Source organism: Acidovorax sp. 35-64-16 (genome assembly GCF_002281195.1).
In the GTDB taxonomy this organism is placed as follows: domain Bacteria; phylum Pseudomonadota; class Gammaproteobacteria; order Burkholderiales; family Burkholderiaceae_C; genus Acidovorax; species Acidovorax defluvii.
Genome location: NZ_NCFM01000010.1, coordinates 33,725 through 50,390 on the forward strand (window position 1 = coordinate 33,725; position 16,666 = coordinate 50,390).

Sequence of the window (16,666 nt, forward strand, 5' to 3'; positions counted from 1 at the left end):
CCTCTCGTGTTTCGCAACGTGTCTTCTTCCCTGCGTCCCCGCCAGCGGTTAGCCGCCACGGCAGCTCCGCGCTCGCCCTGGGGCTGGGCTGCAGCCGGGGTGCTGGTGGGAGTGCTGCCTGCGGTGATCAGCTTTGCGCCAGCACAGTGGCTTGCCCGGGCGGTGGACAGTGCCACCGGCGGGCAAGTGCTGCTGGCCCAGGCACGCGGCACGGTGTGGACCGGCTCGGCCCAGCTGGTGCTGACCGGTGGCGGCGCCAGCCAGGACCGTGCTGCCCTGCCCGGACGGCTGGAGTGGCAGCTGCGCCCCACGCTGCGCGGCCTGCGTGCGCAGGTGCATGCCGCGTGCTGCATGACCGCGCCGCTGCAGGCCCGCCTGGATGCACGCTGGGGCGGCGCGCGGCTGGCTCTGGCCGATGGGCAAAGCCAGTTCCCGGCAGGCCTGCTGACCGGCCTGGGAACCCCCTGGAACACCCTGCAACCCCAGGGCCAACTGGCAGTGCAGACCCAGGGTTTCGAGGCCGCCTGGGCCGCAGGGCGCATGGCGCTGACCGGCACGGTTCAGCTCGACGCGCGGGCGATGTCGTCGCGCCTTTCCACCCTGCGCCCCATGGGCAGCTACCGGCTGGTACTTCAGGGCGGAGATGTGCCCACGCTCACCCTGGGCACGCTTGACGGCCATCTGCAGCTCAGCGGCAGCGGCCAATGGGTAGGCCAGCGCCTGCGCTTCACGGGCGAGGCCAGTGCCACGCCCGAGCGCGAGGCGGCCCTGGCCAATCTTCTGAACATCATCGGACGGCGCAACGGCGCGCGCTCCATCATCACCGTGGGTTGATCCTATGACTTCCAATCTTTCGCCCCAACTGCGATTTGCTCTGAATACGATAGCTGCTTGCGCTTTACTGGCAAGCGCTAGCGGGCAAATTCATGCACAAACGGCCATCGGAACCGGCACCAGCAGCGTGCGCCCGGGCGAGCCCGTCACGCTCAACTTCGCCAACGCCGAGATCGAAGCCGTGGCCCGCACCATGGCCACCATCACCGGCCGCAACGTGGTGGTGGACCCGCGCGTCAAAGGCCAGCTCACCCTGATCACCGAACGCGCCGTGACGCCAGCGGCCGCCTTCCAGCAGTTTCTGGCGGCGCTGCGTCTGCAGGGCTTCACGGTGGTCGAGTCCGCCGGCCTGTACAAGGTGGTGCCCGAGGCCGACGCCAAGCTGCAGGGCGGCAGCGTGAGCGTGTCGCGCGGCGGCGCCCCCGGTCCCGGCGGCGGGCAGATCGTCACGCAGATCTTCAAGCTCAACTACGAAAACGCGGCCAACCTGGTGCCGGTGCTGCGCCCGCTGATCAGCCCCAACAACACCATCAACGTGAACCCCGGCAACAACTCGCTGGTGATCACCGACTATGCCGACAACCTGCAGCGCCTGGCGCGCATCGTGGCGGCCATGGATGTCTCCAATGCCAGCGATGTCGAGGTAATCCCGCTCAAGAACGCCGTGGCCGCCGACCTGGCCCCGCTGGTGGCGCGGCTGATTGACGGTGGCAGCGCAGCCGCCCCGGCGGCGGCCCAGGGACAGAGCGACACCTCGTTCAAGACCACGCTGATTGCCGAGCCGCGCAGCAACGCCCTGATCCTGCGCGCCGCCAACCCCGCCCGCGTGGCCCAAGTGCGCGCGCTGGTGGACAAGCTCGACCAGCCGCCCGTGCCCGGCAGCAGCGCGGCCAGCGGCAACATCCATGTGGTGTACCTCAAGAACGCCGATGCCACCAAGCTGGCGACCACGCTGCGCGCGGCCATGTCGGCCACAGGAGGCGGCAGCGGCGCCGCCGCAGCGGGCACTTCCGGCTCTGGCGGGCTCGCGACCTCTGCGGCGTCGTCCAGCACGGCATCGGCCAGCAACTCCAGCAACAGCGCCGGGCTGGGCGGCAGCGGAGGCCTGGGCATGGGCGCGGGCGGCGGCTCCAGCAGCGCCAACAGCAACCAGCCCTCGACCGGCGGGCAGATCCAGGCCGACCCCACCACCAACTCGCTCATCATCACCGCGCCCGAGCCCCAATACCGGCAGCTGCGTGCCGTGATCGACAAGCTCGACGGCCGCCGCGCGCAGGTGCTGGTGGAAAGCCTGATCGTCGAAGTCACGGCCAGCAAGTTGGCCGAGTTCGGCATCCAGTGGCAAAGCGTGCTGGGCAGCAAAGGCGATGGCGTGGTGGGCGCCATCGGCACCAACTCGGCGGTGTCGGGCGGCAACATCCTGAGCCTGGCCGCAGGCATTGCCTCGGGCAGCACCTCGGCGCTGACCTCGCTCGGCGGGGGCCTGAACATTGCGCTGGCGCCGCGCGTCAACGGTCAGTATTACCTGGGCGCGCTGGCCAATTTTCTGCAAAACAGTGGCGATGCCAACGTGCTCTCCACCCCCAACCTGATGACGCTGGACAACGAAGAGGCCAAGATCGTCATCGGCAACAACGTGCCCTTTGTCACGGGCTCGTATGCCAACACCACGGGCAACAACACCGTGAACCCCTTCACCACGGTAGAGCGCAAGGACGTGGGCCTGATGCTGCGTGTGCGCCCGCAGATCAACGAGAACGGCACCGTCAAGCTGGCGATTTACCAGGAAGTCTCGAAGATCGACGGCAACACCCTCAAGGACGTGAACGGCCCCACCACCAGCAAGCGCTCCATCGAATCGAACGTGCTCGTTGAAGACGGCAGCATCATCGTGCTGGGCGGTCTGCTGGAAGATAGCTACCAGCAGGCCGAGGACAAGGTGCCGCTGATGGGCGACATCCCCGTGCTGGGCAATCTGTTTCGCAGCGAGAACCGCTCACGCAAGAAGACCAACCTGATGGTGTTCTTGCGCCCCGTGGTGGTGCGCGATGCCGCCGCCAGCGACGCGCTGATGCTTGACCGCTACGACGCCATCCGCGCGCTGCAGCAGGTTGCGCAGCCCGCCCCCAGCGCCGTGATGGGCTCTGTCTCGGGCGCCCCGGTGTTGCCCGCGCTGCGCCCCGAAACCGCTCTGCCCACACCGGTTTACGCCCCCGCGCCCATCAGCACGCCCATCACAACGCCCTGAGCAGCCCCGCCATGCGCCACCCCCTGCCCTACGCCTTTGCGCGCACCGCCCAGTTGCTGCTGGAGGACGACGGCCAGCAGCTGGTGCTGTGGCACGGCCCCCAGCCCAACGCCAGCGCGCTGTCGGAAGTGCTGCGCAAGCACCCCGTGCAGCAGTTGCTGCCGCTTGATGCCCATGGCATGGCCCAGCGCATCAGCGCGGCCTATGCGCAGGGCGAATCGAGCGCCGCCACCGTGGTGAGCGAGGTGGAAAGCGACGCCGATCTCTCGCGCATGATGCAAGAGCTGCCCGCCGTGGAAGACCTGCTGGAAACGGCCGACGACGCGCCCATCATCCGCATGCTCAACGCCCTGCTCACGCAGGCCGCGCGCGACGGCGCCAGTGACATCCATATCGAGCCCTACGAGCGCCACAGCAGCGTGCGTTTTCGCGTGGACGGCAGCCTGCGCGAGGTGGTGCAACCCAACCGCGCGCTGCACGCCGCCCTGATCTCGCGCCTGAAGATCATGGCCGACCTCGATATCTCCGAAAAGCGCCTGCCGCAGGACGGCCGCATCAGCCTGCGCCTGGGCACCCGCGCCATCGACGTGCGCGTGTCCACCCTGCCCAGCGCGCACGGCGAACGCGCCGTGCTGCGCCTCTTGGACAAGAGCGAAAGCAAGATCAGCCTGGAGGCCGTGGGCATGCAGGGCGACACCCTGCACCGCTTTACAGACCTGATCGCCCAGCCGCACGGCATCGTGCTCGTCACGGGCCCCACGGGTTCGGGCAAAACCACCACGCTGTATGCGGCGCTGTCGCGGCTGGACGCCACGCGCAACAACATCATGACGGTAGAAGACCCCATCGAATACGAGCTGCCCGGCGTGGGCCAGACGCAGGTCAACAGCAAGATCGACCTGACCTTTGCCAAGGCCCTGCGCGCCATCCTGCGCCAGGACCCGGACATCATCATGATTGGCGAAATCCGCGACTTCGAGACCGCGCAGATCGCCATCCAGGCCTCGCTGACGGGCCACCTGGTACTGGCCACGCTGCACACCAACGACGCCGCGAGTGCCGTCACGCGCCTGACCGACATGGGCGTGGAGCCGTTTCTGCTGTCCTCGTCCCTGCTGGGCGTGCTGGCGCAGCGCCTGGTGCGCAAGATCTGCACGCAGTGTGCGGGCAAGGGTTGCGACGCCTGTGGCCAGACCGGCTACGCAGGCCGCACGGGCGTGTTCGAGCTGCTGGTGACCACCGACGCCATCCGCGCCCAGATCCACAACCAGGCCTCCGAGGCCGACATCCGCGCCGCCGCCCTGGCCAACGGCATGGCGCTGATGCGCGACGACGGCGAGCGCCTGATTGCCGCCGGCATCACCAGCCGCGAAGAGGTGGTGCGGGTAACAAGGGACTGACCGCCTGAGTGGCTTCGCCGCTTCCCCAAAGGGGACGCCACCCGTGGCCCAGCAAAACCGGTTTCTCGGTGGCACCGGCCTGGGGCGATCCGGTTGCTGGCGCCGTTGCACCATGTACCGCAGCTCGAAGCCCCGAGATTGAATGCTATATATTTAATAGCTTCTAGCGCTTTCTGCATAAGCGCTAGCAGCCAAAAACACCACTATTGAATCTGCAGCGCCACTTGCGCCTGCCGCGCCCTGGCGGGCTGGCGGCCGCGGGCCGCAGCAGCGGCGGGCAGGCCGCCTGGCTGCGCACTCGCGGCAGCGCCATCGTGCAGCTTGAACTGGCTGACGGCGCGCGTGAGTTGCAGGGCCTGCTCGCGCAGCGATTCCGATGCCGCCGTGGACTGCTCCACCAGCGCGGCGTTTTGCTGGGTCATCTGATCAAGCTGCGTGACCGACTGGCTGATGTGGCCGATGTTGTCGCTTTGCTCGGCGGCCGAGGCGGTGATTTCGTGAATGATGCCGGACACGCGGCGCACGCTGCCCACGATTTCGGTCATGGTCTGGCCTGCCTGGCTCACGAAGCGCGAGCCATCTTCCACGCGCTCGACCGATGAACCAATCAGCTCCTTGATCTCTTTGGCCGCCCCGGCGCTGCGCTGGGCCAGGCTGCGCACTTCGCTGGCCACCACGGCAAAGCCCCGGCCCTGCTCACCGGCGCGTGCGGCTTCCACGGCGGCATTGAGCGCCAGGATGTTGGTCTGGAACGCAATGGAGTCGATCACGCCCGTGATGTCGGCAATCTTGCGCGAACTGGTGGTGATCTGGTCCATGGTGCTCACCACCTGCGAAACCACGGCACCGCCGCGTGCTGCCACTTCGGCGGCCGACGAGGCAAAGTCACTGGCCTGGCGCGATGCCTGCGCGCTTTGCTGCACCGTGCTGGTGAGCATCTCCATCGACGATGCCGCTTCTTCGAGGTTGGCGGCGGTCTGCTCAGTGCGCTGGCTGAGGTCGTGGTTGCCCGTGGCGATTTCTGAACTGGCGGTAGAAATGTTGCCCGCCGCATCCTGCACCTGGCGCACCAGGCCGCGCAAGGATTGCTGCATGCGGCCCATGGCCGTCACCAGCTGGCCCACTTCGTCGTGGTTGAGTGCCTGCGTGTCGCGCGACAGGTCACCCCCGGCAATGCGCTCGGCCAGATCGCGGGCCTGGGCCAATGAACGGGTGATCGAGCGCACGCTCAGGGTGGTGAGCGGAATCAGCACCGCCAGGGCCAACACCAGGGCCACGCCAATCAGGCCGGACATGGTGGCGGCAAGGGTGTCCACGCCTTGGCGCGCCTCCTGCATCTGCTCGCGGGCCGAAGTGGCCAGGCGAGAGAACAGCTGGTCGGTGGCTTCCATGTGTGTTTTCAGCCGGTCGGCATAGGCGCCACCGCCGGCACCGTCGATCTGGGCGCGCTCGATCTGATCGAAGATCGGAACAATGCCGGCTTCGTATTGCTTGATCTCGTCGAGCGATTTGTCGATAGCGGCCACAAAGGCCGCGTCGCCCGCCTGCACCTGGCGCACATCGGCCAGGCTCTTGCGCAGGGCCGCCAGCGTCTTGCCCCAGCTTTCGCGCAGCGCCGCCACTTCCACGGTGTTGTTGAAGTTGATGATGATGTCTTTCTCGGCACGGCGCAGGTCGCCCAGCGCGGTGCGCAGATCGGACATGTCGGTCAGCGTCTGCACCCGCTGCGAAAACAGCACCTCCAGCGTGCCGCGGGTGCGGTCCAGCGCAATGAAACCCATCGCACCAATGATCACCAGCAACACCAGCGAAAAGATCGTGCCGAAGTACAGGCGCGCACGAATGGAAAGTCGGCCCAGAGCGTTCATGGCTCATCCTTACAAATTTTGACAAGTACCCTGGCGAAGCAACTTTGATGCCACACCATCAGCCAGCCTTCTGGGCCGGCGCTCGGGGACTATAAATGCCACATCCTCCTCTGGCGCACAGGGTATTTACCGGCGTTTTTGCCTCAGCCGCCGTGCTGCCGCGGCACATTTTTGTGGCATGGATTTGAAAACACTTTGTCACATTTGGGGCAGACAATGGGTCGCACCGCCGCCCAGGCAGCGGCATCCACAGGGCCGACACCAGCCGCCCTTTGCGCACCCCGGCATAGCCCCGGACTCATCGAAGAACCCAGGAACACCATGTCTGCCCCCCTGCACACCACCACACCATCCCGGGGAACCCTGGGCAAGCGGCTGCTGACCACGTTCTGCGTGGTGCTCACGTTGACCCTGCTGGGCTCGGTCATTGGCATCTGGTCGCTTCGCCAGATCCAGCAATCCACCGAAACCATGGTGAGCCAGGGCGTTGCCACCGAACGCCTGGTTGCCGACGCCTACCGTTATCAGGCCATCAACTCCGAACGTTTCAAGGCCATCGCCCTGAGCTCGGAGCCCGAAGTGAATGAAATTCTGGGCGCCGACATCGCCGCCACCCAGCAGCGCTACGACGGGCTGATCGCCGAGCTGGACAAGGGACTGCAGGCTGCCGAAGACCGCGCACTGCTGGAGGGCATCCAGGCCGCAGGAAAGGATTTTCAGAAAGCCCGCGCCGAGCTGATGGCGGCCAGCGAATCCAACTTTACCGAGCGCATCCGCAAGGTATATGCAGAGCGGTTCCTGCCCTCTTCCGGTGCACTGCTGTCCGCACTGGGCACGCTGACCCAGTCGCAGCGCAACGCGATGGATGCCGGCGCACGCGAGGTGGAACGCTTGGGCGCCGTGGCCCGCACTGCGCTGCTGGCCTTTGGGGCACTGGCCCTGGTGGTGGGCAGCGTGCTGGCGCTGTGGCTGGTACGCAGCATCACACGCCCGATCGCATTGGCCAGCGTCACGGCCGACCGCGTGGCGGCCCTGGACCTGCGCCACGACATTGCCGGCCATGAAAAAGACGAAGCGGGCCGCATGCTCAACTCGCTGGCAGTGATGCAGCAGGCGCTGCGCACCCTGGTGGTGCAGGTGCGCGGGTCGGCACAGAACGTGAGCTCCGCCGCATCGGAAATCGCCAATGGCAACACCGACCTCTCCAGCCGCACCGAGGAAACCTCTGCCAGCCTGCAGCAGACCGCGGCGGCGCTGGAGCAGATCACCATCCGGGTAATGCAGTCGGCGCAAGCGGCGCACGACGCGCAGCAGATCGTGGCCACGGCCACGACGGTGGCGCACGAGGGCGGCAGCGTGGTGGCCCAGGTAGAGCGCACCATGCAAGGCATCCATGCGTCGGCCGGCAAGATCGCCGCCATCATCGGCGTGATCGACTCCATTGCGTTCCAGACCAACATTTTGGCTCTCAATGCCGCCGTGGAGGCGGCCCATGCGGGCGACCAGGGCCGGGGCTTTGCGGTGGTGGCTGCCGAGGTGCGCAACCTGGCCACCCGGTCGGCCGCCGCGGCGCGGGAAATCAAGGCGCTGATCAATGAATCGGTCGATCAGGTGAAAGAGGGCACCAGCCTGGCGGGCGTAGCGGGCACTACCATGCAGCGCATCGTGGGCTCCATCCAGAACGCCGAACGCATGATGGGCGAGATCACCTCCGCCACGCAGGACCAGAACCGCGACATTGGCCAGATCAACACCGCAGTAGCGCGGCTGGACCAGATGACCCAAGCCAACTCGGCGCTGGTAGAGCAGTCAATGGCCGCATCGGCCGGCCTGCGCAGCCAGGCCCACGAGCTTTCCACCCTGATCAGCCGGTTTGTGCTGCCTGGCCAGGGCGCCGAAACAGCCCTGCCGCCCATCGGCCAGATTGCCCACGCACACCGGCAACAGGCACTGCTGGCGAATGGCTAAACAACGGGGTTGCGGCCGCCCCGTTGTAGATGGCTGGTGAGGGCTGAAAATTGGGTGAATCCGCTAGAAAAATAGGTGAAAATTGCCGCTAGCGCTTATGCAGCAAGCGCTAGCAGCTACGTTTTTAATAGTAATCAATCAGACAGGCTTGATCGGCACGTACAGGCTGCCGCCGCCGCGCTGAAACTCTTCAGCCTTGGTCTCCATGCCCGCCGCCAGCGCTTCGGCCTCGGCTACGCCCTTTTGCGCGGCAAAGTCGCGCACTTCCTGCGTGATCTTCATCGAGCAGAACTTGGGGCCGCACATCGAGCAAAAGTGCGCCACCTTGGAGGCATCCTTGGGCAAGGTTTCGTCGTGGAAGGCCTGCGCTGTCTCAGGGTCCAGACCCAGGTTGAACTGGTCCTGCCAGCGAAAATCAAAACGCGCCTGACTCAGCGCATCGTCACGCGCGCGGGCACCGGGGTGGCCCTTGGCCACGTCGGCCGCATGCGCGGCAATCTTGTACGCAATGATCCCCTGCTTGACGTCGTCGCGGTCGGGCAGGCCCAGGTGCTCCTTGGGCGTCACGTAGCACAGCATGGCCGTGCCCATCCAGCCGATCATGGCCGCGCCGATGGCGGACGCAATGTGGTCGTAGCCCGGCGCGATGTCGATGGTCAGCGGGCCCAGGGTGTAGAACGGCGCTTCGTGGCAGGTCTTGAGCTGCTCGGTCATGTTGGCCTGGATCATGTGCATGGGCACGTGGCCCGGGCCTTCGATCATGGTCTGCACGTCGTGCTTCCAGGCTACCTGGGTCAGCTCGCCCAGCGTGTGCAGCTCGGCAAACTGCGCTTCGTCATTAGCATCCGATGCGCAGCCGGGGCGCAGGCCGTCGCCCAGGCTGAACGACACGTCGTACGCCTTCATGATGTCGCAGATATCCTCGAAGTGCTCGTACAGAAAGCTCTCGCGGTGGTGCGCCATGCACCACTTGGCCATGATGGAGCCGCCGCGCGAGACGATGCCCGTGCGGCGCTGCGCCGTGAGGTGGATGTAGGCCAGGCGCACCCCGGCGTGGATGGTGAAGTAGTCCACGCCCTGCTCGGCCTGCTCGACCAAGGTGTCGCGGAAGATTTCCCAGGTCAGGTCTTCGGCGATGCCGCCCACCTTTTCCAGCGCCTGGTAGATCGGCACCGTGCCAATGGGCACGGGCGAGTTGCGCACGATCCAGTCGCGTGTGGTGTGGATGTTTTTGCCGGTCGAGAGGTCCATCACGTTGTCGGCGCCCCAGCGGATCGCCCAGACCAGCTTTTCCACCTCTTCGTCGATGCTCGACGTGACGGCCGAGTTGCCGATGTTGGCGTTGATCTTGACGAGGAAGTTGCGGCCAATCGCCATCGGCTCCACCTCGGGGTGGTTGATGTTGGCCGGGATGATGGCGCGGCCCCGGGCCACTTCGTCGCGCACGAATTCGGGCGTGATGATGCGCGGGATGCTGGCGCCCATGGGGTTGCCCATCAGGCGCTGCTCGCGGCCTGCATCCTGCATGTACTGCGCCATCCACTCGCGCTTGCCGTTTTCACGGATGGCCACGTATTCCATTTCGGGGGTGATGATGCCTTTGCGCGCGTAGTGCATCTGCGTCACGTTACCGGTGTGGTTGGCACCACTCTTGGCGCGCAACGGCTTGCGCTGCAGGGCGGCAGCCTCGGCGCGCAGCTGGGCCAGGCGCGTGGCGTCTTCGCTTTTTTGCCCGTCGTCCAGCGCCACCGGGGCACGGCCCTCGTAGTGCTCCACATCACCACGGCCGGTGATCCAGCCGCCGCGCACGCTGGCCAGGCCCTGGCGCACATCGATCGCAGCCTCGGGGTCGGTGTACGGGCCGGAGGTGTCGTACACGCTGACCACCTCGCCATTGGTGAGTGCGATGTCGCGCACCGGCACGCGCAAATCGGTGTGCAGATGGCCGGGGAGGTAGGCCTTGCGGGATGCGGGGAAGGGCTCGCGCGTCCGCGCCAGCAGTTCGGCAAACTTCTCGGGGGTGGCCAGCTGGGCCAATTCGGCATGTCGGTCGGGGGCGTTCATGGGGCAGGTCTCCTGGTTCCGGTGGCGGGGTTGCTCCGGAATGGACCTGCTCCCCCGCAAGTGCGCGGGGCACCTGGGGCATGGCGTGCATGCCGGGTAGGCAGGCACGGGCGCATGGAGGTCGGCTCTTCTTCCGCCGGTATGAACCGGATCAAGTTCGTCGGGTTCGCAGAGGGGCGTGTGTTTCACGCCCTCCCGCATCTCAGTGCATCAGCACACCCCGGAGCAGGCGCGAGTATAGGCCAGCACTGCTTGCGCTGCCGCGACCCAACTTTCGGGCTCAGGCCAGGCGCCCGATGAACATCACGGCAAAGAAGAAAACCGCCGCGATGATGGTCCATTTCAGCACCACCAGGCCAAAGCGCTTGTAGCGTGCCTGGCCGGTGCCCGCATAAAACGCGAAGGAAACCGCCGCAGTCAGCAGCAGTGCCATGGCCAGCCAGCGAAACAGCAGCATGGGTCTGTTACCAGGCTCGCACGGGTTGCAGGAAACCGCTGGGTGCCTGGCGGTCGTCCTCGAACGTCACCTCTTCCCAGGCGTCGCGCTGGGCCAGCAGCTCGCGCAGCAGCAGGTTGTTCATGGCATGGCCTGAACGGAAGGCGCTGTAGGCGGCCAGCAAAGGCTTGCCAACCAGGTACAGGTCGCCCATGGCGTCCAGGATCTTGTGCTTGACGAATTCATCGTCATAGCGCAGCCCGTCGCTGTTGAGCACCTTGTAGTCGTCCATCACGATGGCGTTGTCGAGCCCGCCGCCCAGCGCCAGGCCGCTTGCGCGCATCATTTCCACATCGCGCGTGAAGCCAAAGGTGCGCGCACGGGCGATGTCGCGGCTGTAGTTGCCGGCCCCCAGGTCAAACTCGACCCGCTGGCCCGTGGAATCCACCGCCGGGTGGTCGAAATCAATCTCGAAACTGAGCTTGTAGCCATGGTAGGGCGTCAGACGCGCCCATTTGGCATGGGCGCCCTCGCCCTCTCGCACCTCGACCGGCCGGGTCACGCGGATGAAGCGGCGGGGTGCGTTCTGCAATTCAATGCCTGCGCTTTGCAGCAGAAAAACAAACGATGCCGATGAACCATCCAGGATGGGGACTTCTTCTGCGGTGATGTCCACGTACATGTTGTCGATACCCAGGCCGGCGCAGGCCGACATGAGGTGCTCGACGGTGTGCACCTTGGCGTTGCCGGTGCCGATGGTCGATGCCAGGCGGGTGTCGGTAACGGCGGACGCAGAAATGGGGATGTCCACCGGCTGGGGCAAATCCACGCGGCGAAACACGATGCCCGTGTCGGGCTGGGCCGGCCGCAGGGTCAACTCGACCCGCTGGCCGCTGTGCAAACCTACCCCCACGGCGCGGGTCAGGGTTTTGAGGGTGCGTTGCTTGAGCATCCTGCGATTTTAGTTGCCGCAAGGATTTTGTGCTGCCGCGCTCGGCGCTGCGCTGCGCTGGGCGGGGTCCACTCTGAGTGGAATGCACTCGTTTTCCCTCACAACCGGCATGGAGGACAATCACACAATCGGTTACAGGGCAAGCCCCAAAGGATCCGCATGGCCCACGACCCGGGCCGTTCCTTTGCTTTGGGTCCCAAGAACAGCCTTTTTTTTCATCCCGGGAGATTTCATGAGCAAACTCAGTTTCAGAGGCAAGATCCTGCTGATGCTGGCCACAGCATTGGTAGCACTGCTGTTTATGGCGGTCAGTTCATTGCTGCAACAGCGGTCACAGATCATCGAGTCGCGGCGTGAGCTGCTGACCACAGCGGTGCAATCGGCCCACAGCATCGTGGCCTCGTACCAGGCCAAGGCCGCAAGCGGGGCGATGCCGGTAGAAGAAGCCCAAAAGGCGGCCAAGGACGCCTTGCGTGTGTCCCGCTTTGGTGGACCTGAAGGCAAAACCGAGTACTTTTATATCTGGACGCTGGATTCCAAAGGCGTGATGCACCCTATCAAGCCTGAATGGGAAGGCCAGGACATGGCTGGCAAAGTGAAGGACGGCGCCGGCACGGACATTCTCAAACAGATATCAACCGCGCTCAACGCCAGTTCCAACGGCCGCGTATTTGTGCCCACCATGTTCGCGCGGCCCGGCTCGCAGTCGCTGGTGCCCAAGCTCCAGTAGGTGATCCGTGTGGACGGCTGGAACTGGATGGTCGGCTCCGGTCTGTATACGGACGACATCGACCAGCTCGTTCGCAAAACCCTGCTGTCCAACCTGGCGATCGTGCTCGTCGTGATGCTGGTCGTGGGTGGCGTGGGGTTGCTGGTCACGCGCTCGGTGCTGCGCCAGATCGGTGGCGAACCCACCGACGCATCGCGGTGATGTCAGAGGTGGCCCAGGGAAATCTGGACACCCCCATCCCTGACGCTCCAGCAGGCTCCCTGCTCGACGGCCTGGGCCGCATGGTTGTCTCGCTGCGCCAGCTCGTGACCGAAGTGCGCTCGGCCACCGAAAGCATCGCCACGGCGTCCAGCGAGATTGCCCAGGGCAACAACGACCTGGCCCACCGCACCGAAGACACTGCCAGCAACCTGCAGAGCACTGCGAGCAGCATGGAAGAGCTGACCAGCACCGTCCGGCAGACCTCAGACTCTGCCCAGACCGCCAACCAGATGGCCACTTCGGCGGCCACGGTAGCAGCGCGTGGCGGGGAAGTGGTGTCGCGTGTGGTCGCCACCATGCAGGACATCAACGCCAGCAGCAACAAGATCAGCGACATCATCGGTGTGATCGATGGCATCGCCTTCCAGACCAATATTCTGGCCTTGAATGCCGCTGTCGAAGCCGCCCGTGCGGGCGAGCAGGGCCGGGGCTTTGCCGTGGTGGCCAGCGAGGTGCGCAGCCTGGCACAACGCAGTGCAGAAGCCGCCAAGGAGATCAAGGCCTTGATTGGCGCGTCGGTTGAAAAGGTGGAATCGGGCACGCAGCTGGTGGGCAATGCAGGCGCCACCATGACCGAGATCGTTGAGAGCGTTCAGCGCGTGACTGACATCATCGGCGAGATCCGATCTGCCACCTCAGAACAGAGCCAGGGCATCGCGCAGGTCAACACCGCCATGAACCAGCTCGACCAGATGACGCAGCAGAATTCGGCCCTGGTGGAACAATCCACCGCCGCCGCAGACAGCCTGCGCGAGCAAGCCATGAAACTCACCCAGGTGGTCGCGTTGTTCCGGGTGAACGGCAGCAATGCCTCGGCGCCCGCACCGGCAAGACGGCCTGCACCCCCAGCCGCACTTCGCCCTGCCCCAGCCCCGCTACGCGCGGGCAAAGCGCCCCCACCATTGGTTAAGCCCGCATCCCCTCGCCCCGCCCCAACCGCCAAGGCTCCGGTGGCAGCGCTGCCGCCGAAGTCCAGCAGCCCAAAACCAGCGGCAGGTGACAACGACGATTGGGAGTCCTTCTGAACCGGGAGCGCTGCGTAGCCTCATCGAAGCAAGTCCGCGCACGGTAAACCTGCGCTCCATGCAAAGAAGCCCTGCCAGCTCACGCTGGCAGGGCTTCTTTTCTTCGCCCCCTAGTCGCCACTGGGCAACCGAGGGGACGCAAGAGAACGCCGATCAGTCGGCCTGCTTGCGCAGGAAAGCCGGAATTTCCAGATCGTCCATGCCGCCCGACGACAGTGCATCGACGCGGGCTGCTGCCTGCGTGCGGTTGGTGCGCCAGACGCTGGGCACCGACATGCCGCCGTAGTCGGCCTGGGAACCGACGCCCATGCCCCCTGCCACGCCGACGGCTCCGCCCATCACGCCGCTGGTGGTCATGGGCATCTGGTAGGCCATGTTGTCCGTGCCCGTGCGCAGGCCGCCCTGCACCACCGAGATGGGCTGGCGGCGCGCATTGGGGCGCGACAGGCCCGTGGCCACCACGGTCACGCGGATCTCTTCACCCAGGCTGTCGTCGTAGGCAGCGCCGTAGATGACATGCGCGTCGGGCGAGGCGTAGGCGTTGATGGTGCTCATGGCCAGGCGCGATTCGGACAGCTTGAGGCTGCCCTTGGCGGCGGTGACCAGCACCAGCACGCCCTTGGCGCCCGACAGGTCGATGCCTTCGAGCAGCGGGCAGGCCACGGCCTGCTCGGCGGCAATGCGGGCGCGGTCGGGGCCGCTGGCGGTGGCCGTGCCCATCATGGCCTTGCCAGGCTCGCCCATCACGGTGCGCACGTCTTCGAAGTCGACGTTCACATGGCCGTATTCGTTGATGATTTCGGCAATGCCGCCTACGGCGTTTTTCAGCACGTCGTTGGCGTGGGCAAAGGCTTCGTCCTGAGTGATGTCATCGCCCAGCACTTCGAGCAGCTTTTCGTTGAGCACCACGATCAGCGAATCGACATTGGCTTCGAGCTCGGCCAGACCGTTGTCGGCATTGCTCATGCGGCGGCCACCCTCCCAGTCGAAGGGCTTGGTGACCACGCCCACGGTGAGAATGCCCATTTCCTTGGCCACACGCGCAATCACCGGTGCGGCGCCGGTGCCCGTGCCGCCACCCATGCCGGCGGTGATGAACAGCATGTGCGCGCCCGAGATGGCGGCGCGGATGTCATCCACGGCGGCTTCGGCGGCTTCGCGGCCCTTGTCGGGCTTGCTGCCGGCACCCAGGCCGCTTTGGCCCAGCTGGATGGTGCGGTGGGCGGAGCTGCGGGTAAGCGCCTGCGCGTCGGTGTTGGCGCTGACAAACTCCACGCCCTGCACGCTGCGCGCAATCATGTGCTCGACAGCATTGCTGCCGCCGCCGCCCACACCGATCACCTTGATCTGGGTGCCCTGGTTGAATTCTTCGGCTTCGATCATTTCGATGGTCATGTTGGAGCTCCTGTTTCTAAATACGTATTCAATTGCCAAATGGGGAAAGGGGGTCTGTTTCGCGGGACATAGGGCGGTCCGATACATCGCCATCGCCCGCGCGGTATGCGATGGGGACTCCCTCTTGCTAGCCAGATCGCCCCCACGCTTGCAACTGCGTCTGCTGCGCTGCCCCGCAAGGGGGCCTTCGCGCCTTGGGGCGGCCCGGCGGCGCTCATGCCTGGGTATTTCATGGTCAGAAGTTCCCCACGATGAAATCCTTGAAGCGCCCGAACGCGGTCTTCATCGACCCGCTCTTTTGCGCCACCTTGAACCCGCGAAGACGTGCCAGGCGCGCTTCTTCGAGCAAGCCCATGACAGTGGAGGCACGGGGCTGGGCGACCATGTCCGACAGGGCGCTGGAATACTTGGGAATGCCGCGGCGCACGGGTTTCAAAAAGATGTCCTCGCCCAGTTCGATCATTCCGGGCATGACCGAGCTGCCGCCGGTGAGCACGATGCCCGATGACAGCACCTCTTCGTAGCCCGACTCGCGCACCACCTGCTGCACGAGCGAGAAAATTTCTTCGACCCGGGGCTCGATCACGCCAGCCAGCGCCTGCTTGCTGAGCATGCGCGGGCTGCGGTCGCCCAGGCCGGGCACTTCCACCTGGGCCTCGGGGTCGGCCAGCAATTGCTTGGCGTAGCCGCTTTCGACCTTGATGTCTTCGGCGTCCTTGGTGGGCGTGCGCAGTGCCATGGCAATGTCGCTGGTGATGAGGTCGCCCGCAATCGGGATCACCGCCGTGTGGCGGATGGCACCGCCGGTGAAGATGGCCACGTCGGTCGTGCCCGCGCCGATATCCACCAGCACCACGCCCAGCTCGCGCTCGTCATCGGTCAGCACGGCCTGGCTGCTGGCCAGTGGGTTGAGCATGAGCTGCTCGACTTCGAGGCCGCAGCGGCGCACGCACTTGATGATGTTCTCGGCCGCGCTCTGCGCACCGGTCACGATATGGATCTTGGCCTCCAGACGGATGCCACTCATGCCGATGGGCTCTTTCACGTCCTGCCCGTCGATCACAAATTCCTGCGGCTCCACCAGCAACAGGCGCTGGTCACTGGAGATGTTGATCGCCTTGGCCGTCTCGACCACGCGCGCCACGTCGGCGGCGGTGACTTCCTTGTCCTTCACGGCCACCATGCCGCTGGAGTTGAGGCCCCGGATATGGCTGCCCGTGATGCCCGTGTAGACGCGCTGGATCTTGCAGTCGGCCATCAGCTCGGCTTCTTTGAGCGCCTGCTGGATGCTCTGGACGGTGGCGTCGATGTTCACCACCACGCCACGCTTCAAGCCATTGCTCGGGGCCACGCCCAGGCCTGCGAGTTTGAGCTCGCCATTGGGCAACACCTCGGCCACCACGGCCATGACCTTGGCCGTGCCGATGTCCAGCCCCACCACGACGTCTTTGTATTCTCTTGCCATATCAGTGTCTGCCCTTCATT

General features: G+C 65.5%; 10 protein-coding genes, 1 pseudogene and 1 riboswitch. Of the genes and pseudogenes, 5 read left to right on the forward strand and 6 right to left on the reverse strand.

Translation table 11 applies throughout. From position 1 onward, the window contains the following. Positions 1 to 18: 18 nt before the first annotated feature. The 3 genes from gspN to B7Y64_RS09080 are packed head-to-tail and all read left to right on the forward strand — an operon-like array spanning position 19 to position 4,482. Positions 19 to 834 carry a type II secretion system protein N gene (gene gspN, locus B7Y64_RS09070; RefSeq protein ID WP_111867185.1) on the forward strand — a complete coding sequence of 272 codons (816 nt, stop codon included), beginning with the start codon at positions 19 to 21 and terminating at the stop codon, positions 832 to 834. 4 nt (positions 835 to 838) lie between these two features. Next, positions 839 to 3,082, forward strand: coding sequence for a type II secretion system secretin GspD (gspD, locus tag B7Y64_RS09075; protein ID WP_291324470.1), 2,244 nt, complete (start codon positions 839 to 841; stop codon positions 3,080 to 3,082). An 11-nt stretch (positions 3,083 to 3,093) separates the two neighbouring features. Then, complete coding sequence (locus B7Y64_RS09080) at positions 3,094 to 4,482, forward strand: ATPase, T2SS/T4P/T4SS family (protein WP_024812936.1); 1,389 nt, start codon at positions 3,094 to 3,096, stop codon at positions 4,480 to 4,482. Positions 4,483 to 4,685: 203 nt separating this feature from the next. Here the strand turns inward: B7Y64_RS09080 and B7Y64_RS09085 are convergent, their stop codons facing one another. Further along, a complete protein-coding gene (locus B7Y64_RS09085; RefSeq protein WP_291324471.1) occupies positions 4,686 to 6,350 on the reverse strand; it encodes a methyl-accepting chemotaxis protein in 1,665 nt (554 codons plus the stop codon). 321 nt (positions 6,351 to 6,671) lie between these two features. Here B7Y64_RS09085 and B7Y64_RS09090 point away from each other — a divergent pair, with 321 nt between their 5' ends. Beyond that, positions 6,672 to 8,318: a methyl-accepting chemotaxis protein gene (locus B7Y64_RS09090; RefSeq protein WP_291328695.1), complete on the forward strand. Its 1,647-nt coding sequence runs from the start codon at positions 6,672 to 6,674 to the stop codon at positions 8,316 to 8,318. A gap of 138 nt (positions 8,319 to 8,456) precedes the next feature. Here the strand turns inward: B7Y64_RS09090 and thiC are convergent, their stop codons facing one another. The 3 genes from thiC to lpxC all read right to left on the reverse strand — a co-directional run bounded on the left by thiC (position 8,457) and on the right by lpxC (position 11,770). After that, a complete protein-coding gene (gene thiC / locus B7Y64_RS09095; protein ID WP_291328697.1) occupies positions 8,457 to 10,382 on the reverse strand; it encodes a phosphomethylpyrimidine synthase ThiC in 1,926 nt (641 codons plus the stop codon). A gap of 111 nt (positions 10,383 to 10,493) precedes the next feature. Next, positions 10,494 to 10,615, reverse strand: a riboswitch (TPP riboswitch). A gap of 47 nt (positions 10,616 to 10,662) precedes the next feature. Further along, entirely contained in the window at positions 10,663 to 10,839 is a 177-nt protein-coding gene (locus tag B7Y64_RS09100) for a hypothetical protein (RefSeq protein WP_201740999.1), read from the reverse strand. Positions 10,840 to 10,846: 7 nt separating this feature from the next. Next, the gene (lpxC, locus tag B7Y64_RS09105; protein ID WP_291326726.1) at positions 10,847 to 11,770 is read right to left on the reverse strand and encodes a UDP-3-O-acyl-N-acetylglucosamine deacetylase; all 924 of its coding nucleotides are present in this window, start codon (positions 11,768 to 11,770) and stop codon (positions 10,847 to 10,849) included. Between the two features lie 232 nt (positions 11,771 to 12,002). On the opposite strand from lpxC, the pseudogene B7Y64_RS09110 reads away from it, so the two are divergent. Further along, positions 12,003 to 13,786, forward strand: a pseudogene (locus B7Y64_RS09110) (methyl-accepting chemotaxis protein). A gap of 153 nt (positions 13,787 to 13,939) precedes the next feature. On the opposite strand, the gene ftsZ reads toward B7Y64_RS09110, so the two are convergent. Together ftsZ and ftsA are read right to left on the reverse strand one after the other, a co-directional pair. Then, positions 13,940 to 15,181: a cell division protein FtsZ gene (gene ftsZ / locus B7Y64_RS09115; protein ID WP_024812942.1), complete on the reverse strand. Its 1,242-nt coding sequence runs from the start codon at positions 15,179 to 15,181 to the stop codon at positions 13,940 to 13,942. 235 nt (positions 15,182 to 15,416) lie between these two features. Further along, positions 15,417 to 16,646, reverse strand: a complete 1,230-nt coding sequence (gene ftsA / locus B7Y64_RS09120; protein WP_024812943.1) for a cell division protein FtsA — start codon at positions 16,644 to 16,646, stop codon at positions 15,417 to 15,419. Positions 16,647 to 16,666: the final 20 nt, after the last annotated feature.